General features: G+C 44.6%; 23 protein-coding genes and 1 pseudogene. 17 read left to right on the top strand and 7 right to left on the bottom strand.

Annotation, left to right across the window (positions count from 1 at the left end):
- Positions 1-36: 36 nt before the first annotated feature.
- The 3 genes and pseudogenes from ACX0G7_RS13235 to arfB form a co-directional block, all read right to left on the bottom strand.
- On the bottom strand, positions 37-1032 hold the full coding sequence (locus ACX0G7_RS13235; protein ID WP_458923963.1) for a cytochrome-c peroxidase: 996 nt from the start codon (positions 1030-1032) through the stop codon (positions 37-39).
- 41 nt (positions 1033-1073) lie between these two features.
- Positions 1074-1859 (bottom strand): MbnP family protein, encoded by a 786-nt coding sequence (locus ACX0G7_RS13240; protein ID WP_458923964.1) that lies wholly within the window; start codon positions 1857-1859, stop codon positions 1074-1076.
- Positions 1860-1888: 29 nt separating this feature from the next.
- Positions 1889-2275, bottom strand: a pseudogene (gene arfB, locus ACX0G7_RS13245) (alternative ribosome rescue aminoacyl-tRNA hydrolase ArfB); the annotation flags it as partial.
- Positions 2276-2378: 103 nt separating this feature from the next.
- Here arfB and dtd point away from each other — a divergent pair.
- The 4 genes from dtd to ACX0G7_RS13265 all read left to right on the top strand — a co-directional run bounded on the left by dtd (position 2379) and on the right by ACX0G7_RS13265 (position 5223).
- Positions 2379-2831, top strand: a complete 453-nt coding sequence (gene dtd, locus ACX0G7_RS13250) for a D-aminoacyl-tRNA deacylase (RefSeq protein ID WP_458923965.1) — start codon at positions 2379-2381, stop codon at positions 2829-2831.
- Between the two features lie 77 nt (positions 2832-2908).
- Positions 2909-3256 (top strand): nucleotide pyrophosphohydrolase, encoded by a 348-nt coding sequence (locus tag ACX0G7_RS13255; protein ID WP_458923966.1) that lies wholly within the window; start codon positions 2909-2911, stop codon positions 3254-3256.
- Positions 3257-3313: 57 nt separating this feature from the next.
- Positions 3314-4768 (top strand): glycine--tRNA ligase, encoded by a 1455-nt coding sequence (locus tag ACX0G7_RS13260; RefSeq protein ID WP_458923967.1) that lies wholly within the window; start codon positions 3314-3316, stop codon positions 4766-4768.
- 131 nt (positions 4769-4899) lie between these two features.
- The gene (locus ACX0G7_RS13265; RefSeq protein ID WP_458923968.1) at positions 4900-5223 is read left to right on the top strand and encodes a hypothetical protein; all 324 of its coding nucleotides are present in this window, start codon (positions 4900-4902) and stop codon (positions 5221-5223) included.
- Positions 5224-5239: 16 nt separating this feature from the next.
- Here ACX0G7_RS13265 and ACX0G7_RS13270 read toward each other — a convergent pair whose 3' ends face one another.
- Positions 5240-5989: a ferredoxin--NADP reductase gene (locus ACX0G7_RS13270; RefSeq protein ID WP_458923969.1), complete on the bottom strand. Its 750-nt coding sequence runs from the start codon at positions 5987-5989 to the stop codon at positions 5240-5242.
- Between the two features lie 161 nt (positions 5990-6150).
- Between ACX0G7_RS13270 and mfd the strand changes: the two genes are divergently transcribed.
- Positions 6151-9558, top strand: coding sequence for a transcription-repair coupling factor (gene mfd / locus ACX0G7_RS13275; protein ID WP_458923970.1), 3408 nt, complete (start codon positions 6151-6153; stop codon positions 9556-9558).
- 64 nt (positions 9559-9622) lie between these two features.
- Here mfd and ACX0G7_RS13280 read toward each other — a convergent pair whose 3' ends face one another.
- Positions 9623-10591, bottom strand: a complete 969-nt coding sequence (locus tag ACX0G7_RS13280) for a hypothetical protein (RefSeq protein ID WP_458923971.1) — start codon at positions 10589-10591, stop codon at positions 9623-9625.
- 109 nt (positions 10592-10700) lie between these two features.
- Between ACX0G7_RS13280 and ACX0G7_RS13285 the strand changes: the two genes are divergently transcribed.
- Complete coding sequence (locus ACX0G7_RS13285) at positions 10701-11081, top strand: DUF4870 domain-containing protein (RefSeq protein WP_458923972.1); 381 nt, start codon at positions 10701-10703, stop codon at positions 11079-11081.
- A 68-nt stretch (positions 11082-11149) separates the two neighbouring features.
- Here the strand turns inward: ACX0G7_RS13285 and ACX0G7_RS13290 are convergent, their stop codons facing one another.
- On the bottom strand, positions 11150-11605 hold the full coding sequence (locus ACX0G7_RS13290; RefSeq protein ID WP_458923973.1) for a GNAT family N-acetyltransferase: 456 nt from the start codon (positions 11603-11605) through the stop codon (positions 11150-11152).
- 209 nt (positions 11606-11814) lie between these two features.
- Here ACX0G7_RS13290 and ACX0G7_RS13295 point away from each other — a divergent pair, with 209 nt between their 5' ends.
- From ACX0G7_RS13295 to ACX0G7_RS13305, 3 genes are all read left to right on the top strand, one after another.
- Entirely contained in the window at positions 11815-12051 is a 237-nt protein-coding gene (locus ACX0G7_RS13295) for an acyl carrier protein (RefSeq protein ID WP_081146706.1), read from the top strand.
- A gap of 104 nt (positions 12052-12155) precedes the next feature.
- Positions 12156-13409, top strand: a complete 1254-nt coding sequence (fabF, locus tag ACX0G7_RS13300; protein ID WP_458923974.1) for a beta-ketoacyl-ACP synthase II — start codon at positions 12156-12158, stop codon at positions 13407-13409.
- Between the two features lie 124 nt (positions 13410-13533).
- On the top strand, positions 13534-14280 hold the full coding sequence (locus ACX0G7_RS13305; RefSeq protein ID WP_458923975.1) for a ribonuclease III family protein: 747 nt from the start codon (positions 13534-13536) through the stop codon (positions 14278-14280).
- Positions 14281-14301: 21 nt separating this feature from the next.
- Here the strand turns inward: ACX0G7_RS13305 and mce are convergent, their stop codons facing one another.
- Positions 14302-14703, bottom strand: coding sequence for a methylmalonyl-CoA epimerase (gene mce / locus ACX0G7_RS13310; RefSeq protein WP_458923976.1), 402 nt, complete (start codon positions 14701-14703; stop codon positions 14302-14304).
- Between the two features lie 64 nt (positions 14704-14767).
- Here mce and ACX0G7_RS13315 point away from each other — a divergent pair, with 64 nt between their 5' ends.
- The 8 genes from ACX0G7_RS13315 (at position 14768) to ACX0G7_RS13350 (ending at position 24502) form a co-directional block, all read left to right on the top strand.
- Positions 14768-15928 carry an IscS subfamily cysteine desulfurase gene (locus tag ACX0G7_RS13315; RefSeq protein ID WP_458923977.1) on the top strand — a complete coding sequence of 387 codons (1161 nt, stop codon included), beginning with the start codon at positions 14768-14770 and terminating at the stop codon, positions 15926-15928.
- Positions 15929-15984: 56 nt separating this feature from the next.
- Positions 15985-16317 (top strand): HesB/IscA family protein, encoded by a 333-nt coding sequence (locus ACX0G7_RS13320; protein ID WP_458923978.1) that lies wholly within the window; start codon positions 15985-15987, stop codon positions 16315-16317.
- 140 nt (positions 16318-16457) lie between these two features.
- The gene (gldF, locus tag ACX0G7_RS13325) at positions 16458-17177 is read left to right on the top strand and encodes a gliding motility-associated ABC transporter permease subunit GldF (RefSeq protein WP_458923979.1); all 720 of its coding nucleotides are present in this window, start codon (positions 16458-16460) and stop codon (positions 17175-17177) included.
- Between the two features lie 61 nt (positions 17178-17238).
- Positions 17239-18942 carry a gliding motility-associated ABC transporter substrate-binding protein GldG gene (gldG, locus tag ACX0G7_RS13330; RefSeq protein WP_458923980.1) on the top strand — a complete coding sequence of 568 codons (1704 nt, stop codon included), beginning with the start codon at positions 17239-17241 and terminating at the stop codon, positions 18940-18942.
- A gap of 40 nt (positions 18943-18982) precedes the next feature.
- Positions 18983-19951, top strand: a complete 969-nt coding sequence (locus ACX0G7_RS13335; protein ID WP_458923981.1) for a TerC/Alx family metal homeostasis membrane protein — start codon at positions 18983-18985, stop codon at positions 19949-19951.
- A 29-nt stretch (positions 19952-19980) separates the two neighbouring features.
- Positions 19981-22449: a bifunctional UDP-N-acetylmuramoyl-tripeptide:D-alanyl-D-alanine ligase/alanine racemase gene (locus ACX0G7_RS13340; protein WP_458923982.1), complete on the top strand. Its 2469-nt coding sequence runs from the start codon at positions 19981-19983 to the stop codon at positions 22447-22449.
- 100 nt (positions 22450-22549) lie between these two features.
- Entirely contained in the window at positions 22550-23221 is a 672-nt protein-coding gene (locus ACX0G7_RS13345; protein ID WP_458923983.1) for a lipoprotein signal peptidase, read from the top strand.
- Between the two features lie 45 nt (positions 23222-23266).
- Positions 23267-24502 carry a hypothetical protein gene (locus ACX0G7_RS13350; protein ID WP_458923984.1) on the top strand — a complete coding sequence of 412 codons (1236 nt, stop codon included), beginning with the start codon at positions 23267-23269 and terminating at the stop codon, positions 24500-24502.
- Positions 24503-24591 lie beyond the last annotated feature (89 nt).

Here is a 24591-nt window from a genome sequence, read left to right on the forward strand (position 1 = left end):
AGGAAAAGGAAGTTGGTTATGGCCTGGTTTGGAGACTTATGGTTGTGCAAATCGTTTATCATTGATAAATACGGAGTCAGTCAGCGTACCCAGGAACTGGATAAGGTAATACCGGTCGTTGAACGACAAGCTGATTCCGTTAGCCAGCGATGGATCAAGCGTTGCACTTTTTTTCACGCCCGTGTTGTAGTGATCAAGCATCTGACCAATGGAGCTAAAGCGTCCGTCGTGGCCGTATGGATAAGTAAGAAAAACGTTTCTGAGGCTCGGAACTTTAAACTTCAACGAGTCCGGCGACCGGTTGGTAATACGCATTCTTCCGAGGTCCTTGAGTGTAGGGTTCAGGGGCAAACCTGTATTACGATAACTGAAATCAGTAAACATCGGTTCGGTATGACATGATGCGCATTTGACTTTGAAGATCTCGTATCCCGCCTGTTCGTTTGAATTAAAGACCGCCTCCCCGCGTTTCATCTTATCATATTTTGAATTTGATGATACCATCATACCCATGAACTGGGTAAGTGAAAGCAGCATACGTTGACTCGTAATTTCCCCATCACCAAAGGCTGCAGCAAACATCCGGCGGTATTCTGCATCTTCCTTAAGTTTTGCAACCACAGCATTTATATCTTCTGCCATTTCGTTGGTAGCAGTAATGGGAGCAAGCGGTTGCACCTCAAGGTTATTGATCCCTCCATCCCAATGCAGCTGTTTTTGCCAGACAAGGTTAAATAACCCTGGTGCGTTGCGGGTGGTGAACTGATTGTTGAACCCATGGCTCAGATCGTGATCGAGCGTTGCAAAGCCGGCAAACTGCTGGTGACAGGAAGCACATGGGAAGTTTCCGTCTTTTGACAGCCTGCCATCATAAAATAATTTTTTACCAAGGTCGAAACCCTGCTGGGTCAGCGGATTTGTACTGAAATCATAAACCGGGGCAGGAAAACCTTCAGGGATATTAAATGATAACGGTGTGGTATATGCGCCCGCGTCGCCGTTCTTTTTGCAGGCATTGACCAATACGGCCAAAAAGCAAAACGCAAAGCTCAGTAATATAGTCCAGCGAGTGGTCAAGGTTCATTTACTATGTCCACAACAGTAAACATTTTCCGGTAATTTTCCGCAATCCTTACCGCCAGGTTCCCGGGAGTCATACAAGTAGGATCGGCGGTTATCATGATATCGTGCGGGTTGTAAAACCAGGAGTTTACGTTGGCAGAAATGGACATCTCCGTTGTTTTTCCCGGTTTAAGGTCGATCTCTGACGTAAATGGAAAAAGAAGGGTTACTTTTTCTACCACGTTCTCCCCTGTCCTGAATCCGCCGATATGATATTCGAAAGCATTATTCGGGGTAGCGGCCAAAGGTGAATTTCCTTCAAGCTTAGCCATAATGTAGCCGGTGTTCCAGGTCCAGAACATTCCTTTGCCAGGATCAAGTGCATCCGTTTGGGCACCGCTCACGTTGCGTGTGCTATCCACTCCAAGGGTGAAGGCAATGCGGTTGTATTTAAAGGGCTGCACACCGATCCGGACCCTGGTGTTCGCCGGGTCGCTAAAATCCACCAGGTAATATTTGTCTTTCGGCAGTTCGAACACCTTGCCCGAATCCGTATTGATCATCTGGATGGCATGTATGTAAAATTTGAAGGCACTCACCTGGTAGGGTTCGTCAAAAAAATTCCTGTATTGTTTACCAAATACAAGCTGGGCCGTATCCACGACCGCCCTGAAATTGATCACCAGGTTGTGATCCTTCCCAGGCACATCGTCGAACCTCAATTGTTTCTGGCAGGATCCCAGCAAAACCAGGATTCCGGCAAAAGATATAACCAGCTTGATTTTTGACGATGTCATATTGATTAAGCGTTTTCAGGGGCAGACTACTAATCAAAATTATTCCGGATCTTTTTCCTGTTTTGTTTATGAACAGCATCCTTTTTCTTCGATTCCAGTCGCTTCTGCTTAGCGGCTTTTGACGGTTTCGTAGCCAGCCTCGGCTTTTTTTTGATCAGTGCCTGGCTGATAAGGTCAGTCATCTTTTCAACGACTTCCTCTTTATTTGCCAACTGAGAACGATGAATCTGGCTTTTTAGTTGCAAAACCCCATCTGAATTTATTCTGTTGGCGAGCTTTTTGTACAAAATTTCTTTTTGCTCTCCGTTGAGAACCAGGGAGTTGGCAATATGAAGTGAGCCGGCAACCATAGTTTCGACTTTATTTACATTCTGCCCTCCTGCACCCCCGCTCCGGGCAGTTGTAAAACGGATCTCTTTCGAAATATCTACCTTCATTCCTTAAAGGTAAAAAATTAGGCTAAGGGTGATCGCAGTGTTTACGGAATAAAACGGGCCAGAAGCAATCAAAAAAGTACGGATGAAAGTGGTCATTCAACGGGTGTCAAGGGCTTCAGTTACTATAGATAATAGTATACGGGGTTCGATCAATAATGGTTTGCTCGTGTTGGTAGGGATTGAAGACAATGACGGCCAGGAAGACATCGACTGGCTTTCCACTAAAATCGTGAACCTCAGGATCTTCAACGACTCCCAGGGGGTCATGAATCTTTCCGTCAAAGATTGCGGGGGAGAAATTTTGCTGGTGAGCCAGTTCACCCTCCATGCAAGCACGAAAAAGGGAAACCGTCCTTCTTATATAAAGGCATCTAAACCACCGGTAGCGGTACCGCTCTATGAAACGATGATCCGGACCTTAGAAAAAGAGCTCGGTTCTACAATTGCTACCGGCCTCTTCGGAGCCGATATGAAGGTGGAACTTATAAATGACGGGCCGGTCACAATAATCATTGATTCGAAGAACAGAGAATAACAGTGTATCCAGTTCTTTGATTGCCGGCCAGGTTTTCGGACATCTGCTTTAAGTTAAAACCCGTTTAATTATCATCTATGTCATCAACAACAAAAGAAATCACTTTAAGGCAGGCCCAGGACACAGTTGACAAATGGATAAAGGAAGTGGGGGTGCGTTATTTTTCCGAGCTTACCAATCTTGGCATCCTGATGGAGGAGGTCGGCGAGCTTTCCAGGCTAATGGTGAGAAAATTCGGTGACCAGTCGTTCAAAAACTCAGACAAGGGGAAGGAACTCGCAGATGAGATGGCCGATGTGCTTTGGGTGCTTATCTGTCTTGCCAATCAGACAGGTGTTGATCTGACCGATGCACTTGAACAGAATATCCAAAAAAAGAACGAACGGGATTCGACAAGACATCTCAATAACGATAAGTTGAAATAAGATTGAAACCACTCAAACCAAAGATTTTAAAAGCTTCATCCTATCTTTGCCGCCATTATGTCGACAGATCCAAATAAGTTCCAGGCGATTATATCTCATTGCAAAGAATACGGTTTTATTTTCCAATCCAGCGAAATTTATGACGGTCTGAGCGCCGTTTACGACTATGGTCAATGGGGCTCGGAACTCAAGAAGAATATCAAGGATCATTGGTGGAAGAGCATGACCCAGATGCATCAGAACATCGTTGGGATTGACGCGGCTATTTTTATGCATCCGACGGTTTGGAAGGCCAGCGGCCACGTGGACAATTTCAGCGATCCCATGATCGATAATAAAGACAGCCAGAAAAGATACCGGGTGGACCACCTGATCGAAGCAGCTGCTGAGAAACTTGAGCAGGAGAATAAGCCTGAAGAAGCCCAGGCTTTGCTGTCGGAAATGGATGCCTTGATTGCGGCGGATGATTTTGACGGACTCAAAAAACTTATAGAAGACCGAAAGATAAAGTGCGTGGTAAGCGGAACCGCTAACTGGACCGAAGTCCGCCAGTTTAACCTCATGTTTTCTACTTCGGTAGGATCAGTTGCAGAAGATGCGAGCGAGATTTACCTTAGACCAGAGACCGCCCAGGGAATCTTTGTAAACTTCCTGAACGTTCAGAAAACCGGACGGATGAAGATTCCTTTCGGAATTGCCCAGATAGGAAAAGCATTTCGTAATGAGATTGTTGCCAGACAATTTGTTTTCCGGATGCGCGAATTTGAGCAGATGGAGATGCAGTTTTTTATCCGCCCCGGCACTGAAAACGAATGGTACGAATACTGGAAAACCCAGAGAATGCAATGGCATCTTGACCTGGGTATACCAAAAGAAAAATACCGTTTCCATGATCATGTGAAACTGGCCCATTATGCGAAAGCTGCCTGTGATATTGAATACGAGTTTCCCATCGGATTTAAGGAGGTGGAAGGAATTCACTCCCGGGGTGATTTTGACCTGAAAAATCACCAGGAATTCAGCAAAAAGAAGATGCAGTATTTCGATAATGACATCAACCAGAATTATATTCCTTATGTAATCGAGACTTCAATCGGCCTCGATCGCACGGTTCTGCTCATTCTCAGCGAGGCTTACCACGAGGAAGATCTCAGTACAGATGATAAACCGGATAGCCGGGTGGTTCTGAGATTCCCTCCGGCCCTGGCTCCAATAAAACTTGCAGTTTTTCCGTTGACTAAAAAAGACGGGTTACCGGAAATTGCACAGGGAATATTTGATAAGTGTAAGCCGCATTTCCGGTGTTTTTATGAAGAAAAAGACGCGATTGGCAAGCGCTATCGTCGGATGGACGCCCTTGGCACACCTTTTTGTATTACTGTAGATCATCAGTCGAAGGAGGATGGTACCGTGACAATAAGATACAGGGACTCGATGAAACAGGAGCGGATCCAGGCCAATATGGTAGCCGAGATTGTCAGGAACCAGATTTTGATGAATTTGCCTGGTTAATCATTCTCGCAGTTAAAATGCCCCAAACTATGAATTACAAGCTTTAATTGTTAATTTGAGCCGTTGTCCAATATAATTTGAACCCGAAATCCCGAACCTCGTGATATCCTATAACGAAAAATACGCTCGATATGCTTGCTATCCAATTGAATGTTAACGCGCTGCTCTTAGTGGGTCTGGTAGTGGGCGCAGCTTTCCTCGGATTTATCTTTCGCAGCCGACAGATTATATCCCTCAGAAAAAAGGTGATAGAACTGGAAAATGAGATGCTTTCAAATCACTCGGAAATTCTTGATCTGCAAAGGGAAAATGCAATACTCGAACAACAAATCAAGCAAATGCATATCCCGGTAATTGCCATGAAGCCGGTAAGAGACGATAAATCGCCTGATACTCATGACCTTACAGCCAAGGTTCCAACGAGAAAAGACAATCTGAAAAATTCCGGTTCATAGTCAAACGAAATCTGCCTTATCCATATAGTTCCTGGTGAATCGACTTCCTGTCATAACCAAGGGCAGTTATCCGTTGTTTCGCTTCATCGATCATATTCTTCCACCCACATAAAAAGAAAGAGGCGGGGGTTCCGTTCGATTTCTTGCAGATCTCTTCATAAACCTGGTGCACATAACCGATCCGGACAAGATGATCATCCCCATCGGGTGTGGAGACGGGTTCTTCCCTCGAATAGGTAGGTATATACTGAAAGCCCGGCATGTCTCTGGAAAGTTCTCTTAATTCCTTCCCGTATAGGGCATCACCAAACTTGCGGCAACCAAAGATCAGGTAGATCATTTTGTGTGGCACATTGTGATTCATGATATGGTGAGCCATTGCCCTGAAGGGTGCAACCCCGGTTCCGGTGCAGATGAAGAACAGGTCTTTTTCAATGGGTTCCGGTAACACAAAAACACCCTGGGGACCGCGGAGGATGAACTCCGAGCCAACCGTGATCTGGCTGAAGATGTAATTGGTACCCAAACCACCCTCGAGCAGCACAATGATCAGTTCGAATACATTGGTCCCGTCCGGCCATGATGCAATGGAGTAACTCCGCCAGCGCTTATTGGGTTTTTCATGAATCGGTAAATCCAGTGTTACAAACTGACCCGGTTTGAAATCAAAGTTTTCGAGCTCGGGAACCTGGATCCAGTATCGCCTGGTGCTGGGTGTTTCTTCGGCTATTTTTATAACCTTTCCGATTCGCCATGGCTGTAGCATGAGTTAGCTTTTTCTAAATGTACTAAAAGGGTTATATATATGGCTCAATATTGTTGGGGAAGATGGCCCGATATTGTTACCAAAATTTAGGTGCTGATTAACAACCCTGGTGATAATCCGGCAGGTGATCTCACCAAGTATCAGTAACTTCGCGCCGCAATATGAATTTGCAAACTTTGCTCGATGGATATAAGAACAGCCCCCGCCTTTTTGAACTGGCGGACAGGTTGTCCTATGAGCAGCCGGAACATATCCATCTTAAAAACCTCCATGGCAGCTCACCCGCCTTTGTCATAAATGGCGTTTTTCAACACCCGAAATCCTCTTCATTCAATCACGTTGTGATCTGTGAGGATGCTGAATATGCCGCTTACCTGCACAATACGCTGGAAAACCTGACCAACGCACTGGACCTTTTTTACTTTCCATCATCTTTTAAAAACCGCAAAAATTTCCGTTTGCTCAATAGCAGCCATGTTATGCTCAGGGCAGAAGCGTTGATGAAATGGAGTGGCGGTGGAAACAAAAAGATCATCATTACTTATCCCGAAGCGATCTTCGAAAAGGTGATTTTGCCAAACGTGCTTTCCGGTAATATCATACAGATAAAAACCAATGAGACCATCGACATCGACGGAATGATCGAAAAGCTGGTGAACTATGGCTTCGAAAGAACCGACTTTGTTTATGAACCCGGCCAGTTTGCTTTAAGGGGTGGCATTTTTGACATCTATTCATTTGGAAACGAGAAACCGTACCGCCTTGAGCTTTTTGGGAATGATGTGGATTCTATCCGCATCTTCGATCCTGAAACCCAGTTAAGTGAACGCAAGCTGCTGCAGGTAAACATCATCCCCAATATAGAGACCCAGTTTGAAGACCAGGATAAAGTTTCTCTTTTTGACTTCTTGCCAGGCAACACGATAATATGGATGCAGGACTGGGAACTTACCCGTGACCGGATCATTACCCAGGAAGAAGACCTGCAATTGTTCCTTGAACTCCGTGATTCAGGTGGTTATGGAAAAAAGGAAGATGAAGACAAGGTCGAGAAGATAGAGGTAAGGCCTGAAGACTTTGTAAGTGCCCGGCTTATCGAAGAAAAATTACGGGAAAGACAAGTGCTCAGCTTTGGCCCGAAGCCATCAGTTTTTGGCGGGAAGAATTTTGAAACCATAGAATTTCAGACGCGTATCCAACCGGCATTTAACCGCCAGTTTGATATGCTTATCGCCGATCTGAAAAGCTGGATGGCAAAAAATTACACGCTTTATCTTTTTGCTGAGAATCCGCGGCAGCTCGAAAGACTTCATAGCATATTTGAAGATCTGCGTGCAGAGATTCAGTTTATCCCCATACCGGTTTCAGTACACGAAGGTTTTATAGATGAAAGCATAAAGGCAGTTTGTTATACGGACCACCAGATATTTCAACGCTATCACAAATACAAGGTTAAGCAGGCTTATAATAAAAACAAGGCGTTAACGCTACGGACCTTACGCGAGCTTCAGCCAGGGGATTATGTAACGCATATTGATCATGGTGTCGGACGTTACAGCGGACTTCAGAAAATTGAAGCAAACGGAAGAATACAGGAAGCAGTAAGAATCATTTATAAGGATAGCGATATCCTTTATGTGAACATCAACTCACTGCACAAGATCTCCAAATACACGGGGAAAGAGGGAACAATACCTAAAGTGAATAAACTTGGTAGTGATACCTGGTCCAAACTGAAGGAGAAAACCAAGATCAAAGTTAAGGAGATAGCGTTCGACCTGATAAAGCTTTATGCCCAGAGAAAAGCTCAGCAGGGTTTTGCTCATTCGCCTGACAATTACATGCAAACCGAGCTTGAAGCCTCCTTTATATATGAGGATACACCTGACCAGGCGAAAGCAACAGCCGATGTAAAAAAAGATATGGAATCTCCATCTCCGATGGACCGGCTTGTTTGCGGTGATGTTGGCTTTGGTAAAACGGAGATTGCCATTCGTGCAGCATTCAAAACCTGCCTTGATGGTAAGCAGGCAGCCGTTCTGGTTCCCACAACTATCCTCGCATTTCAACACTACAAAACCCTGAAGGACAGGTTGAAGGATTTCCCGGTAACAGTGGACTATATCAACCGTTTCAAATCTTCAAAGGAAAAGAAAGAAGTACTTCAGCGTTTAGAGACAGGAAAAATTGATATAATAGTAGGTACCCACGGATTACTTGGAAAAGAAGTCAAGTTCAAGGACCTGGGACTATTGGTTATTGATGAAGAACAGAAATTTGGTGTGGCTCATAAGGAAAAGATCAAAACACTGCGAACCAATGTAGATTGCCTTACCCTAACGGCGACGCCTATCCCAAGAACGCTTCAGTTCAGCCTTATGGGTGCAAGGGATCTGAGCATCATGAATACACCACCGCCAAACAGGCAGGCGATTCAAACCGAGGTTGTTGTCTTCAATGAAGATACCATCCGCGATGCGATCTATTATGAAACGGAACGTGGGGGCCAGGTGTTTTTTATACATAACCGGGTGCTCGGCCTTGCCGAAATGGCTGCGCTTATCCAGGCCCTTTGTCCTGATGTAAGCATTGGCTTTGCTCATGGCCAGCTGGAAGGTCATGAACTGGAAGAGCGGATACTTGATTTTATAGATAAGAAGTATGATGTGCTTGTTTGTACAAACATCGTGGAGAGCGGGGTGGATATTCCGAATGTCAACACCATCATTGTAAACAATGCTCATCATTTTGGACTGAGTGATCTTCACCAGTTAAGGGGTCGTGTTGGCCGCAGCAATAAAAAAGCTTTCTGTTATCTTATGGCACCGCCTATGAGTTCATTGCCGAACGACTCGAGGAAACGCTTACAAACGTTGGAACAACATAGCGAACTGGGTAGCGGATTCCAGATTGCCATGCGTGACCTGGATATCCGAGGCGCAGGAAACATGCTGGGTGGTGAACAAAGTGGCTTCATGGCTGAGATTGGTTTTGAGATGTACCAGAAAATTCTGGATGAAGCGATCCGCGAATTAAAACGTACGGAGTTCAAAGGGTTGTTTAAAGAGGAGATTACCAGGCAGGATGACTTTGTACAGGATTGTACAGTAGATACCGACCTGGAGATACTTATACCAGACAGTTATGTAGAATCAGTAACTGAGAGACTCACTCTGTATACAAGACTCGATAACTGCGAAAATGAAGAAGAGCTGCAGGCCTTTGCCACTGAACTCACCGACAGGTTCGGGCCGATGCCCAAGCAGGTAATTGATCTGTTTGATACTGTTCGTTCGAGACGCGTGGCGGTCGCGCTTGGTTTCGAGAAGATGTTGCTAAAGGATGAACAGCTGAGATGTTATTTCATCAATAAGGCGGATTCGCCTTATTTTGAGTCAGATACTTTCCAGAGTATATTAACTTACCTGCAGACACAGACCAACAAGGCTAAGCTGAAACAGGTTGGCAAATTGTTCTTACTGGTGGTTGAAGATGTGAAAAGCATGCAGCAGATCCTAGGCTTTCTGCAGAGGATGCACAACTTCGCAAATAAAGAAGAGGTAGTTTAACCGGCGCAGTAGGTTTTTCTCTCCGATCGGTGTTTTCAGTCTGTTTATATAGTTGTCAGTCTGTTTATGTCGAAGAATTCTTGTTTCTTTTCGATCTCAACCAGCTCACAAAAATCAGCACAAAAGAAAGCAGGGGAATAGCGTAAAAAATGCTTGCCCACCTGAATGTTTCGTTTACTGATTTCTCCGTATCAGCGATCACTGTTTTTCTTTCGGCTACTATGGACGCCAGCGCCGGGTCGTAACTCACTGCCATATCATAGAAGGGTAAAACTTCTGCATACAACTTATCCCTGGCAGTCAGGTCAGCAAAGTCGAGGATGAGCCTTCCTGTAATTTTATCCGGTGCCTGTACTGCCCCGGCACGATGCAAAATGCTTATCGCGAGGGCGTTTCGGATTGAGTCCAGGTCGGCGGGGAATTTATAAAGTTTGTTTTGGGTAAAGAGCCGGAAACTGTCCGAGCCGAGGCTGATGATTTTATGCAAATTTCCATCCTTATCATTATCAACTATCCTCCCCGCTATATGCATCGAAGTAAATCCCTCGCTTTTCAGATTGAGGTAACGTTGGGTCACTGCTTTTGCAGAATCATTCATTCCTGTTAGCTGATAGGCCAAAAAAAGATTGCCCTGCACATATTCTTCAGCAGGATAACGGCTTGCCAGAACCCGTATCAATGAAATTGCCTGGCTTTTATCAGATGAGATTTTAAAATTCAACCACAGGAGATCATTTATCAGTCTGAACGTTGGTCTCGGTAGCAGGGTATCCAGTGCGGCCGCGGAAATGTTTTTTCCGTTGTTGAACACTGCATCTGCTTTCATCAGTATTGCAGCGAGGGAATCCCTGTACAGCCGTTGAGCCTCGGCTGACCCTGGTTGGCTTATGGATCGCAGACTTTCCATGAACAGCCTGGTTCCCCGTTCAACTGAGTCGGGTTTGATCTGCACGGACCTGTAATATTCCTGGCCATTAACGACAAATGAATTAAAGAATAAACAACATGCAGCACAGAAATTAAGGAATCGCATCACCGGGAAATTAGTCGTGCCAGTGCTTCAGAAACTGGCTATGACCTGCAAACTTAATGCAGAAATGTTGACTCATTAAAAATATTGGTAACTTAATATAAAACTCCTTATGTCGTACGAAAACAGATCATACCTGGGTACAGAAGATACACCCCTGGTGGCTCCAACGGGCGATGATCGCACTTTTGCGGTATTATCTCATATACTTACGGTGGTTCCGGGTGTTGGCATCCTTGGTCCACTGATCATTTATCTTATTAAGAACAAGGATTCGCAGTTTGTATCCGTTCATGCGAAGGAATCACTGAACTTCCAGATAACCATCCTCATCCTTTACTTCATTTCTATTCTCCTGGTTATCCTGTTGATTGGTTTTCTTTTGCTTTGGGTGATTGGGATTGTAAACATAATCCTCGCAATAGTTGCTTCGATCCGCGCGAGCGAAGGCAAGCTGTATAGGTATCCGTTTAATATTAGAATCGTTAAATAGAGTGATGAGTGATGAGTTATGAGTTATGAGTTGTTTTCCACTCATAACTCATAACTCATCACTCATCACTAAGCTAGAGTGTCTTCGTCGGAAGATATCAGTGATTTTTCCATTGAGTAGTGCGGAATGGTTACTTCTTCAAACTTGTCGCCAACGACCTTGTACCCGAGCTTTTCATAAAAGCCCGCTGCGGTTACGCGTGCGTGCATGGTAAGTTTCTTATAGCCCAGGTCGCGGGCAATGTTTTCAGCAAACTGCATTAATGCCCGGCCTATACCTTTACCCTGGAGGTTATTCAGTACAGCCATCTGTCTTAATCTGACTGTGGAGCTACCAGATCTGACAAGCATACAACACCCAAGCATCTTTTCATCTTCAAAAGCTCCTATCAGGACCTCATCTTTTTCTTTGGCCAGCTCTTCAGGTGTAAAAGACAGACCAAGCGGCTTACGCAGAATGTCGTTTCTCAACTGTACCATCTGCTGATATTCCGGGGAGCCGTGATCGATAATTTTAAGCGCCATGAATTAAAGGGATTTTGGGAGTATGTCGGTCGCAATATAAGGATTTAGGCTGTATCAAATTTATTTTGAAACTTTAAAAGAAAATTACCGCTCTATAGATGAGAGGCTTATCTTAGCGCAAATTTTACATACTTGTAATTAATAACCACCTATTTCTTGTGGTTAACTCAAAAATTATATTTTTGCAGCCGTAACTAAACTTTACTAAAATGTCAGACATCGCAACACGAGTTAAAAAGATCATCGTTGATAAGCTAGGTGTAGAAGAAGCAGAAGTTACCAATGAGGCTTCCTTCACTAATGATTTAGGTGCAGATTCATTGGACACCGTTGAGTTAATCATGGAGTTCGAGAAGGAATTCAACATTTCCATCCCAGATGAGCAAGCTGAAACTATTACTACTGTAGGTCAGGCTGTTGCGTACTTAGAAGAACATGCTAAGTAATTAACTGATTGACTTCAGATGCAATACCCTTAAGATCCGCCTTTCTGTAGCCTGGATGTGCTGCGAAGGCGGATTTGTTACTAAATCTATATGAGCACAGCTATATGAAGTTAAAAAGAGTAGTTGTAACAGGTATTGGTGCTCTGACACCAATCGGTAATAATTTACCTGATTATTGGAACAATCTTATCGGTGGGGTTTCGGGCGCTGACAACATTACTCTTTTTGACGCATCAAAATTCAAAACACGATTTGCCTGCGAATTAAAGGGATTTGACCCGCTGAACTTCCTGGAAAAGAAGGAAGCGCGTAAAATTGATCGTTTCACGCAAACCGGCCTGGCCGTGAGTGATGAGGCCGTAAATGATGCAGGCATCTCGGGTGACGATATCGATAAAGATCGTGTTGGAGTTATATTCGCCAGCGGAATTGGCGGCATTCTCACCTTCCAGGAAGAAGTAATTAATTATGGTAAGGGTGACGGAACTCCCCGTTTTAATCCCTTCTTTATTCCAAAAATGATCCTTGATATTGCTGCAGGACAGATATCAATGCGACATGGATACCGCGGACCAAACTTCGCCGTGGTAAGTGCCTGCGCTTCTTCTACCAATGGTATCATGGAAGCTTTTAACCTGATCAGACTTGGCCAGGCAGATATCATACTTAGCGGAGGTTCTGAAAGCGTAATCAGTGAGTCAGGAGTAGGCGGTTTCAACGCGATGAAGGCCCTCAGCGAACGCAATGACGATCCCAAAACGGCCAGCCGTCCCTATGATAAAGACAGGGATGGGTTTGTTATGGGTGAGGGTGCGGGCATGCTGATCCTTGAAGATCTTGATCATGCCCTTGCCCGCGGCGCCAGGATTTATTGTGAGATAGCCGGCTGTGGTGCCACAGCCGATGCGCATCATATCACTGCCCCACATCCGCAGGGACTCGGGGCGAAAAATGTAATGTTTGCAGCCCTACGTGATGCTGGTCTCAAACCTGAGGACATAGACTACATCAACACCCATGGAACTTCCACCCCGCTTGGTGATCTTGCAGAGATCAAAGCTATCATGGATGTTTTCGGTGAGCATGCTTATAAAGTAAATATCAGCTCAACAAAATCTATGACCGGTCATTGCCTGGGTGCTGCCGGCGTAGTGGAAGCAATTGCCTGTATCATGAGCGTAGTAGATGATATGGTTCCTCCAACTATTAATCATTATGCGAATGATCCTGAACTTGATCCCAAACTCAATTTCACTTTCGACAAACCCCAGAAACGTACAGTAAGGGCGGCACTGAGTAACACCTTTGGATTCGGCGGTCATAATGCATGCGTGATCGTGAAAAAGTATGTTCCCTGATCTTACAGCAATTCCACAAGAATGCGCACTCCGTAATGAAAGAATATGTTCTGACATGCAGGTTTTTTTTGTAACTTTCGTTAGCATCCAAAATTTTTGACCTGAGGAAAAAAAACCATAAGCCTTGACTTTAGTCCGCATTCTCAACAGATTCAGAGGTAATAACAATAATGTTTCTTTTAAAAAAAGTCTAAGGAACGTACTAGGCTTTACACCAGGCAAGGTTGCATTATACAAAGCCGCTCTCACGCACAGATCGGTAAGAGATACAGCCGATGAAAACAATGAAAGACTCGAGTATCTTGGTGATGCCATTCTCAGTGGCATCGTTGCAGACTTCCTGTTCAAGAAATATCCGTATAAAGAAGAAGGGTTTCTTACAGAGATGAGAAGCAAAATGGTGAATCGGAATAAACTTAACGAGATCGCCATCAAAATGGGTATCAAGAAGGTTACCTTCTTCAACAAGTTTGACAACTCACTTAAGATGAGCCAGATCTTTGGTAACACGCTGGAAGCGCTTGTGGGCGCAGTTTACCTTGATAAGGGTTTTGACAAAACAAAAAAGTGGGTGCTTGAAGTTATTATTATACCCCACCTGTTTATGGAAGATCTTGAAAATCTTGAGATCAATAACAAGAACAAACTTTATGGCTGGGCAAATAAAAATGGCAAGAACCTTGAATTTGAAACCCTCGACGAAAAAATAGAAGGCGGCCGCAGACTCTTCACAATAGGTGCTATGGTTGACGGCGTTTGCCTTGCTGAAGGTAAAGCGTACAATAAAAAGGACGCAAGCCAGATCGCTTCCTCTATTGCTATAACAAAACTCGGGCTTAACAAGGTGATGGAAGAAGAAGGGGGAATATAGTGATGAGTGATGAGTTATGAGTTATGAGTTATCCTGGCAGAGTTCGATCAGGACGCCGCCGGTAGTACGTGGGTGAAAGAAACAAACAAGTTTGTTATCGGCGCCGGGCTTTGGCACTTCGTTGAGCAGCACAAATCCTTTTTCAACCAGTCTTTTCATTTCGGCTTCAATATCTTCCACTTCAAAGGCAATATGGTGAATGCCTTCTCCTTTTTTCTCAATAAACTTTGCAATAACACCATCCGGGTCGGTGCTCTCTAACAGCTCGATTTTCGTCTCCGCTTTCCTGAAAAAGGCGGTGATTACGTTTTCTGACGCAACTGTTTCCGTTTTATAACTTGGTGTATTCAGCAATGCCTCGTAAAGAGGAATTGCTTCTTCCAGTTTTTTCACAGCGATTCCTATATGTTCGATCTTTAGCATCCGGTGGTTTTTGCAAACCCGAAAATAGAACCATTTATAGTAGTTTTATGTTATTGCTAAAGAAATGAAATTACCAGTCTATCTCGATCATAATGCAACGACTCCCTGCGACCCCCGGGTTGTTGAAACCATGCTGCCATATTTCACCGAACATTTTGGTAATGCAGCCAGCCGGAACCACCAATACGGGTGGCAGGCCGAAGAAGCGGTGGATCTGGCGAGGGAACAGGCTGCCAGGCTGGTTGGCGCCGGTCCGAAAGAACTGGTTTTTACTTCGGGCTCCACAGAAGCCGTGAATCTTGCCATTAAGGGTGTATACGAAATGTATGCGGTGAAAGGCAATCATATCATCACTGTTACGACTGAACATAAAGCCGTCATTGACACCTGCAAGGGTCTCGAGAAAAAAGGAGCTTCCGTTACCTGGCTGCCGGTTAACCGGGAAGGCCTGATCAGCCTTACTGAACTTGAGGCTGCCATCCGGCCTGAAACTATCCTGATCGCAATCATGTATGCGAATAATGAGACAGGTACGGTCCAACCGGTACGCGAGATCGGGGAGATTGCAAAACAACATGGTATCATCTTTTTCTCTGATGCCACCCAGGCAGTGGGCAAGATCCCGGTTAATGTCATTGACGACGGAATCGACCTTTTGTGTTTCAGCGGGCACAAGTTATACGGCCCAAAAGGCGTAGGTGCCTTATATATAAGGAGAAAGGATCCCAGGGTAAGATTAGTGCCACAAATGGATGGGGGAGGTCATGAAAGGGGTATGAGAAGTGGAACACTAAATGTTCCGGCCATCGCCGGGCTGGGTAAAGCCTGCGAGATAGCCGCTCTTGAACTTCCAGATGAAGGTACCAGGCTAAAGGAACTAAGGGATACCCTCGAAAAGGGTCTTCTGGAAATACCCGGCAGCTTTGTAAACGGGAGCCGGGAGTCCAGGCTGCCCCAGGTCACCAATATTTCCTTTACCGGCGCGGAAAGCGAGGCCCTGTTGATGGCCATAAATAAAGATGTGGCGGTTTCGTCAGGATCGGCCTGTACCTCGGCGTCCATAGAACCGAGCTATGTTCTGAAAGCCCTTGGACTCAATGACGCTGAAGCACATAGCTCCCTCCGCTTTGGTGTAGGGCGTTTTACGACACCGGAAGAAATCAATTTTACTATAGAAAAGATTAAAGTTGCTGTTACCGGGATGCGGGCATTGAATCCGGCCTGAAAAATGGCTAAATTTGCAATAACAAATGGCATTTTTACGATAATAACTATACTATTATGATTTACGTTAGCGATAAAGCAAAAGAAAAAGTCGAAAAGTTGATGCAGGAAGCTCATATCGAGGGCCAGCCCGACTTTTTCCTTCGTGTTTCTGTTGTTGGAGGGGGATGTTCAGGCCTGAGTTATAAAATGGATTTCGATAATCAGAGCAAACCAAATGACCAGGTTTTTGAAGACAAGGGAGTGAAGGTTGTAACCGATCTAAAGAGTTTCTTATACCTCGTGAATACAACACTTGATTTTACTGATGGGCTAAATGGCAAAGGATTTCATTTCAGTAATCCCAACGCCTCGAGAAGTTGTGCCTGTGGCGAAAGCTTTGCGGTTTAACGACAGCCTGCCTGTTTAATACAGCATGTTTTTTGAACAATGATATAAGGTCCCTTCCAATGAAGGGATTTTTCTTAAGACTTGGTTGTTCTGTTGCGTGTAATATGATTGGTTAACCTTAAAGCCTTATTTTCGTACCCATGTGGTCTGTTTGTAAAAAAGAATTCCGGCAGTTTTTCAGCAGCCTGACCGGGTATATTGCGATTGCCGTCTTTTTATTGGTTAACGGACTTTTTCTTTTCGTCTTCCCGGATAACATACTCGACTTCGGTTACACAACACTTGACCGGTTTTTTGAACTCGCGCCGATGATCCTGTTACTACTGATTCCCGCCATCACCATGCGAAGTTTTTCAGACGAATTCCGGAGCGGCACTTATGAAATACTACAAACCAAGCCACTCAGCACCTGGCAGGTGGTTGGGGGCAAGTACCTCGGCTCATTGCTCGTTGTTATCATCGCGCTTATTCCGACTGCGATATATGCAGTCAGTCTTAATGCACTTTCATTCGAACAGGGATTGGATACAGGGGGTACGGCCGGTGCTTATATGGGATTGTTATTTCTTTCTGCTGTATTTGTAGCCATTGGCATCTGCTGCAGCAGTCTCACAAATAATGCGGTTGTTGCCTTTATAGCCGCTGCGTTTTTATGTTTTGTGATATATAACGGATTTGAGGCAATAAGCCTCATTGCCAGTGGCAGTGCGGCCTATCTCATAGCGATGCTGGGAATCGATTTTCACTACAAAAGCATCAGCCGTGGCGTGGTGGATACACGGGACCTGGTTTACTTTCTTAGCATCATACTTTTTTTCCTTGTTTTCACGAATCGTAACCTGGTAAGGAAATACAGCTGAATATATGATCTGCATCCTGGCACTCCGTAGCCAGCGCCTGCAGATATCATAACCAATAGATATGAATAAACTGTTGTCTTCAAAATACTGGTGGATTTACCTCCTTCTGATACTGATCGGCATAAATTACGTTGCTTCAGGTATTCATTACCGTTTTGACCTCACCGAAGAACGCCGCTACACATTGTCTGAGCCCACCAAAAGACTGCTCCGCAATCTCGACGACAGGGTTTCAATCACTTTTTTTCTTGATGGAGAGATGCCCGCGCCATTCAAGAAGCTGTCTGATGAATCAAAGGAATTACTTCAGGAATTCAAGGAATTGGGCAAGGCAAATATCCAGCTAAAATTCGGGCGTCCGGGTGAAGGGCTAAATGATACGGCACGCGTCAATTTTATCAACTACCTGACCGATACCCTTGGTCTTAAGCCCACGAATGTCCAGGTGCAGGCAAGCGCCGGTGAATCACAGGAGGAAAGGCTTGTTTATCCGGGGGCTGTAATTGCCTATAAAGACAACGAAATTGCTGTGAACCTGCTGGAAGGACAGAGCATGACCGGTGGATACCAAACGCTTAATAACGCCGAGGCTTTACTGGAATACAGGTTTGCCAATGCGATTCAAAAGGTCACAACGGATTCGGTTGCAGTGATTGGTTATCTTCTTGGTAACGGACAGCCCCAGACTTACAATGTTTACAACCTGATTCAGAATACGCTCAAGCCCAGTTATGGATTTGGATTTGTGCCGATCGATAGCTTCCCGGTGTTACCGCAAGATTTTGATGCACTCATGATCGTTAAGCCAACCATTGCATTCAACGACGATCAGAAATTGAAGATTGACCAGTATATAATGAACGGTGGTAAGGTGATATGGCTGATCGATAAACTGTACGCAGAGATGGACAGCCTGGTTCGTGCTCAAAGCGACTTTGTGGCCTTTGACCGCAATCTCAACATCGATGATATTCTCTTCAAATATGGGGTAAGAATCAATCCTGATCTTGTTCAGGATATAAAATGTGACAAGTTACCGCAGGTCGTTGGCAATTTTGGTGATAAACCACAGGTTGAATTGATACCATGGCCGTATTTCCCCTTGCTATCTTCCTATTCGGGGCACCCGATCTCGAAAAACCTGGATGATGTGCTCAGCGTGTTTCCTAACTCTATAGACACTATCAAAACCGAAGGGATAAAAAAGACAGTACTGCTCGCCACTTCATCCGCTTCCAGGTCATTGAGTACGCCGGCTATAGTGACGTTAAACAGTGCTAAAACCAAAGAAGAGATCAGCACCTTCAACAAAAGCAATATACCTATCGCAATGTTACTGGAAGGTAACTTCACTTCTTTATACGCTAACAGGCTGTCGAGAGCAAAAGCAGACTCGTTAAACGCAATGGGCCAGCCTTTTAAAAATCAGTCTGTTTCCAAAAATCAGATGATCGTGATTTCAGATGCCGATATCGTGAGCAATGTTTTTACCCAGAAAGACGGGCCATTGGCCATGGGCGAAAATCAATTCACAAATTATAAATATGCCAACCAGGATTTCATCCTGAACAGTATAGAGTACCTTACCAATCCATCAGGAATACTCGAAGCCAGGGCCAAAGATTTTACACTAAGATTGCTTGACCCGAAAAAAACCGACAGCTCAAAATTGCAATGGCAGATATTGAATATTCTTGTGCCTATGGCAATGATCACTATTTTCGGGTTTATTTACCAGTTTATACGTCGTCGCAAATACCAGTGATTTTTCGCTGTTTCCTATCTTTATAAAATTAATAGCCTACATGACACCCGATCAGATCACGTATTTAACTTTTGGAATTTTACTGGTTGTAGCATTGATATTCGATCTCGGTTTATTGAGTAAGAAGGGTACTCATATGACCATCAGGAAGGCACTATGGCAAACTGTGTTTTGGGTGTCTCTGGCAATGGGGTTTTTTGTTTTTATCTGGTTTGAAGATGGACAAAGGACCGCTCTTGAATATCTCAGCGCATATCTCACTGAGTGGTCGCTTAGTATCGATAATATCTTCGTGTTCATTCTTATCTTCAGTTTTTTTGGGGTTAAAGAAGATTATTATGCGCGTGTACTATTGATAGGTATCATGATGGCAATTGTGTTCAGAGTGATATTTATCACTGTCGGCATTGCATTGGTTGAACGATTCGAATGGCTGCTTTATATTTTCGGATTGGTTCTTTTATATACTGGTATTAAAATGTTTTCGGCCAAGCATGATGAACCCGCAAACCTCGCAGAAAACAAGGTTTACCGGTTCCTGAAAAGCTTCCTGCCCCTGATACCACAGGATGGAGACGGCAAGTTCACCATGATCTATAATGGCAAAAAATACTACACTTCTATTTTTGTTGTTGTGGTAATGCTGGCCACAACGGACATTGTTTTTGCACTGGACTCCATACCTGCAGTTTTTGGTATCTCTCAGAACCGGATGGTTATTTATACCTCTAATATTTTCGCTGTTCTTGGTCTCAGGTCACTCTTCTTTTTATTAAAGGGTGCAGTCAACAAGTTCACACATTTGCAGCAAGGTATCGCCGTGGTGCTTGTGTTCATCGGTCTGAAAATGTTAGCTGAGATCATACCCATTCATATCCCTGTCTATGTTTCTTTACTGGTAATACTCGTTTGTATCGTTGCTTCGATCGTTTATTCGTTATCAGTAGCTTCCAGGAACCATGTTGGCGGAACCAGTGAAACTGATTCGGGCGATGTGGATCTTCACTGATGATAACACGGCTTAGTCCATTATAAATCATGAACTACGATATTGAAAAAATCAGTCGGATCATAGGTGGAGAACTCCGGTTCGGCGGTGGCAGGAAGAAGGTTGTTCACTTGCTCACAGACAGCCGTAAGCTGATCTATCCTGCTGAAACTTTGTTTTTTGCAATTACCGGGAATCGCCGGGACGGGCACAAATTCATATCTACTTTATATGATCGCGGGGTAAGGAACTTCATCGTGAGCCGGATGCCCGGATTGGCCTTTTTTGATGATGCGAATTTTGTAGTGGTGCGTGATACTATCGACGCCTTGCAAAAACTGGCTGCATACCACCGAAGCCTCTTCGAAATTCCGGTTATCGGCATTACCGGAAGTAATGGTAAAACGATCGTTAAAGAATGGCTGAACCAGTTACTCGAACCTGATTTTAGCATCGTTCGCAGTCCCGCCAGTTATAATTCACAGATAGGTGTTCCATTAAGTGTCTGGCAGATGAATGAAAAACATCAGCTTGCCATTTTCGAGGCAGGGATCTCCACCACGAATGAGATGGAAAAGCTGGCGAAGATCATCAGGCCGACCATCGGGATCTTTACAAATCTTGGTGAAGCACATAACGAAGGGTTTGCAAGCCCGGCTGAAAAGCTGCGGGAAAAACTTTTGCTTTTCAAAACTGCCGAAGTACTTATATACCGGAACGATGACGCACGGACAGACAGAATCATAAGAGAACAATTAACGGAGGTCTTCAAATTACTAAGCTGGGGAAAAAATGACAAAGCGTTTCTCCGCGTGCATGAAATCAACACCGGTGCTTCGAAGACCGAGGTAAAGCTGGCTTTGAATGCTCATGAGCTGAAATTGCAACTTCCTTTTACGGATAATGCCTCGATAGAAAATGCAATGCACTGTGCCTGCCTGATGTTCTACCTGGGTATTAAGGAAAATGTTATTGAAGAGAGACTGGACAGACTGGCTCCTGTCGGGATGAGGCTCGAATTAAAAAGTGGAATCAATAACTCATCGGTTATAAACGACAGCTATAGCTCTGATCTGAGTTCCCTCAGGATCGCCCTGGATTTCTTATCACACCAGAAACAACATCCTGCCAAGACGGTGATCCTTTCAGACATACTTGAATCCGGTCTCGAAAGCCAGGAACTCTACCGGCAGGTTGCCGGCTTGCTGAAAGAACATGAGATCCATAAGGTAATCGCCATAGGCGAAGAAATATCTAAAAATCTCACGGCTTCCCAGTTTGATTACCCCGTTCAGATTATGCATTATCCTTCTGTATCCGCCTTCAGGAAGGACTTCAACCGGCTGAACTTCCGTGATGAAACTATCCTGATCAAAGGTGCCCGTACATTTAAGCTCGAGGGTATAGACCAGTTGCTTCAGCAAAAAGTGCATCAGACGGTACTTGAAATTGACCTGAATGCAATAGTGCATAACCTTAATGAGTACAAAAATCTGCTCTCGCCCGGTACTAAGATCATGGCGATGGTAAAGGCCTTCTCCTATGGCAGTGGTAGTTTCGAAATTGCCAACGTGCTCCAGTTTCATAACGTGGATTACCTGGCCGTTGCTTATGCCGACGAAGGCGTCGCGCTCAGGAAAGGCGGTATCATGTTGCCAATAATGGTCATGAATACTGATGCTGCTGCTTTTGATGTACTGATTGAATATAATCTTGAACCGGATCTTTACAGTCTTGAAATCTACCGGCTGTTCGAAGAATTTGTAGAATCGCGGGGACTAAAAAACATCCCTGTACACCTGGAACTTGAAACCGGGATGAACCGGCTGGGTATGTCTTTGGATGATATAGTGAGCCTTGAGATCAATCCGGCACTTCGTGTCCAGTCCGTCTATACGCATCTGGCTGCAAGTGAAAGCGTTGATTTTGACGGGTTTACTCTCGGACAAGCTTCGAAATATCATGAAATGGTTGCACTGATAGAGAAAAAACTGGATTACGAGGTAATAAAACACATTGCTAATTCCTCGGGAGCTTCCAGGCATCCTGATTTGCAGCTCGATATGGTAAGGCTTGGCATAGGATTGTACGGAATTGATTCGGGAATGCCTGAAAATTCGGAACTCCGGGAAGTTTCTACACTAAAGTCGACCATTGCCCAGGTGAAGCACGTTTCAAAAGATGACACTGTTGGATATGGGCGGAGAGGAAAACTTAGCAGGGATTCTGTAATTGCTACAGTCAGAATAGGTTACGCTGATGGATATTCACGGAAACTGGGCAACGGCATTGGCCGGATGCTGGTGCATGGTACACGGGTCCCCATCGTGGGGAGTGTGTGCATGGACATGACCATGATCGATGTGACTGACGTCCCCGGTGTACTTCCGGGGGACGAGGTTACGGTATTTGGGGAGGGAGTGCCTGTCACCGAAGTGGCGACCTGGGCTGAAACAATACCTTATGAAATACTCACCGGCGTTTCCCAGAGAGTAAAAAGGGTGTATTTTGAAGAATAACACATGTCGTTAAAAATAACATCTTTGGCAGGCTATAGGGCCTTCAAGGCTGATAAGATGGTGCTTTAAGCCTTATCTTTGACACTCAAAAAATTTTAAGTTGAAGAGCAGAACAGCGGTCTTAATAATACTTTTGATCATAGTCGCCGACCAGGCGCTTAAAATCTGGGTGAAAACTACAATGTCCTATCATGAACAGATTCCTTTAATAGGATCCTGGTTCAGGTTGTTTTTCATAGAGAATGAAGGTATGGCCTGGGGTTGGAAGTTCGGCGGCGAGTGGGGAAAAGTACTGCTGACCGTATTCCGGATGATAGCGGTAGTTTTTGGCGTATTTTATATTCGCAGCATCATTCAGAAAAAATATCATCCCGGCTTTATAATCTGTGTTTCTATGATCTTTGCCGGTGCCCTTGGAAATCTGATCGATTCGATGTTTTATGGTTTGATTTTCGAAGACAGTACAAGAGTGGCAGTAGCTAAAATATTTCCTCCTAAGGGGTATGAAAGTTTTTTACACGGACGGGTAGTAGATATGCTGTACATGCCCATCATTGAAGATAAAACGCTTCCCTCATGGATTCCGGTCTGGGGAGGCGAACGGTTTACATTTTTTTCCCCTATTTTTAACCTGGCGGACGCCTCCATTTCCATCGGCGTGATCATCATCCTCCTTTTCCAAAAAAAGTTTTTTCATAAAAAACCCAACGAAGAGAGGCACTCTACCGTTGATACTAATGCTCCGGTGAATGATACAGTGCAGGTGTTGTAAAAGGCATAGACTGCCCGGGAAGCCGGGCCAAACAAATAATACTTTATGAAACAATTGCGACACCTGGTTTTCTTTGTCTCTCTTGCGGTTTTGTTCCTTTCCTGTCAGAAAGAATTGAGTAATGAAAGCGGGAATCCGGGCAATTCCAATGCTCAGTGGGAATTCACTGAAGCAACTGCGAACTTCAAAGGGAAAATCGATACTGCTTATCTTGAGCCTTCGGGCGGTCTCCAGAGCCTGGTATTCGAAGGGACTAGCGCGGATGGCAAGGGCCAGATCTTTATGCAGGTTTTTGGCACAACACTTACCTCAACAACATTCAAGAATCCCAATGTCTTTTTTGAATATATAGAGAATGGTTCGGCAGTGTATTCGAATGTTCCGACCGACATTGATGCCTTTACCGTTGTCATTACAAGTATAAATGCTACCTCAGTGACCGGTACGTTCAGCGGCCAGGTTGAGAACGCAGCGGGTGAGCCAAAATCCATTACGAATGGCCGGTTCAGTGCAACCTTGAAAGCTGTCGAAACGCCGCCATTACTGGGCGTTTGTAAACTCAGTAACATCGGTTATATTGATCTCACTACCGGCAGGGGATACGCATCTCTTACCAATACATTCAATACAGCAAACAAGGTTAGCCGCGTGCAGTTCATCGACAGCTCATCTCTCAAGTCATTAGCAGATTTCTCACCGGTATATACGGCTACGCGTGTAAACCTGGATGCTGAGCAATATTTTGATCTCGATGCAACTGGGAGAATTAAAACTTTCACCGGGTATTTTGATGCGGTGAAAGATACAACAATAGGGAAAGTGGTGATCAACTATAAATTCGACGCGGCGGGTTATATGACAAAAGCTGAATATTCGTTGTTCAGGGCACCCACGGTCGTTTTGTATGAAGTGAACTTCACCTGGACAAACGGGAACCTTACGAGGACGGTCGGTATCCCGGTCGGAAGTCTACAGAAAACACAGTATGATTACGAGTATGACGCATCTAAAACTGCAAATGAGTTTATCTGCCTTTTTCCAAACTTCGAGGTATTCTATAATCAGTCAGCGATTAACTATGGTAAAAATAGTAAGAATGTTCCAACAAAATCCACAGCTACTGCTTATAATAGTGCTGGCACTGTTGAGGCAACCGACATGTCCACCTTTACGAATTATGTAATCGACTCCAAAAACTACGTAAAAAGCTTCGACCTGAAGGGAGAAGGCTCCTTCCTGTATTCCGATACAAAATACGTGTTGTCTTATAAGTGTTATTAGGCCTGGTCTCCTGAGGGAATTCAGGCAATCCGTATAGTGCATACGGCACTTGTCCTGTGGCTATAATATCAGCTGCCTATCGGCGTATG

This window comes from Flavitalea antarctica, assembly GCF_054461535.1.

Excerpts from the sequence above, each read along its gene's own strand:
- ACX0G7_RS13240 (WP_458923964.1), bottom strand. The coding sequence starts at position 1,859 with ATGACATCGTCAAAAATCAAGCTGGTTATATCTTTTGCCGGAATCCTG.
- dtd (WP_458923965.1), top strand. The coding sequence starts at position 2,379 with ATGAAAGTGGTCATTCAACGGGTGTCAAGGGCTTCAGTTACTATAGAT.
- ACX0G7_RS13255 (WP_458923966.1), top strand. The coding sequence starts at position 2,909 with ATGTCATCAACAACAAAAGAAATCACTTTAAGGCAGGCCCAGGACACA.
- ACX0G7_RS13260 (WP_458923967.1), top strand. The coding sequence starts at position 3,314 with ATGTCGACAGATCCAAATAAGTTCCAGGCGATTATATCTCATTGCAAA.
- ACX0G7_RS13265 (WP_458923968.1), top strand. The coding sequence starts at position 4,900 with ATGCTTGCTATCCAATTGAATGTTAACGCGCTGCTCTTAGTGGGTCTG.
- ACX0G7_RS13270 (WP_458923969.1), bottom strand. The coding sequence starts at position 5,989 with ATGCTACAGCCATGGCGAATCGGAAAGGTTATAAAAATAGCCGAAGAA.
- mfd (WP_458923970.1), top strand. The coding sequence starts at position 6,151 with ATGAATTTGCAAACTTTGCTCGATGGATATAAGAACAGCCCCCGCCTT.
- ACX0G7_RS13280 (WP_458923971.1), bottom strand. The coding sequence starts at position 10,591 with ATGCGATTCCTTAATTTCTGTGCTGCATGTTGTTTATTCTTTAATTCA.
- ACX0G7_RS13285 (WP_458923972.1), top strand. The coding sequence starts at position 10,701 with ATGTCGTACGAAAACAGATCATACCTGGGTACAGAAGATACACCCCTG.
- ACX0G7_RS13290 (WP_458923973.1), bottom strand. The coding sequence starts at position 11,605 with ATGGCGCTTAAAATTATCGATCACGGCTCCCCGGAATATCAGCAGATG.
- ACX0G7_RS13295 (WP_081146706.1), top strand. The coding sequence starts at position 11,815 with ATGTCAGACATCGCAACACGAGTTAAAAAGATCATCGTTGATAAGCTA.
- fabF (WP_458923974.1), top strand. The coding sequence starts at position 12,156 with ATGAAGTTAAAAAGAGTAGTTGTAACAGGTATTGGTGCTCTGACACCA.
- mce (WP_458923976.1), bottom strand. The coding sequence starts at position 14,703 with ATGCTAAAGATCGAACATATAGGAATCGCTGTGAAAAAACTGGAAGAA.
- ACX0G7_RS13315 (WP_458923977.1), top strand. The coding sequence starts at position 14,768 with ATGAAATTACCAGTCTATCTCGATCATAATGCAACGACTCCCTGCGAC.
- ACX0G7_RS13320 (WP_458923978.1), top strand. The coding sequence starts at position 15,985 with ATGATTTACGTTAGCGATAAAGCAAAAGAAAAAGTCGAAAAGTTGATG.
- gldF (WP_458923979.1), top strand. The coding sequence starts at position 16,458 with ATGTGGTCTGTTTGTAAAAAAGAATTCCGGCAGTTTTTCAGCAGCCTG.
- gldG (WP_458923980.1), top strand. The coding sequence starts at position 17,239 with ATGAATAAACTGTTGTCTTCAAAATACTGGTGGATTTACCTCCTTCTG.
- ACX0G7_RS13335 (WP_458923981.1), top strand. The coding sequence starts at position 18,983 with ATGACACCCGATCAGATCACGTATTTAACTTTTGGAATTTTACTGGTT.
- ACX0G7_RS13340 (WP_458923982.1), top strand. The coding sequence starts at position 19,981 with ATGAACTACGATATTGAAAAAATCAGTCGGATCATAGGTGGAGAACTC.
- ACX0G7_RS13350 (WP_458923984.1), top strand. The coding sequence starts at position 23,267 with ATGAAACAATTGCGACACCTGGTTTTCTTTGTCTCTCTTGCGGTTTTG.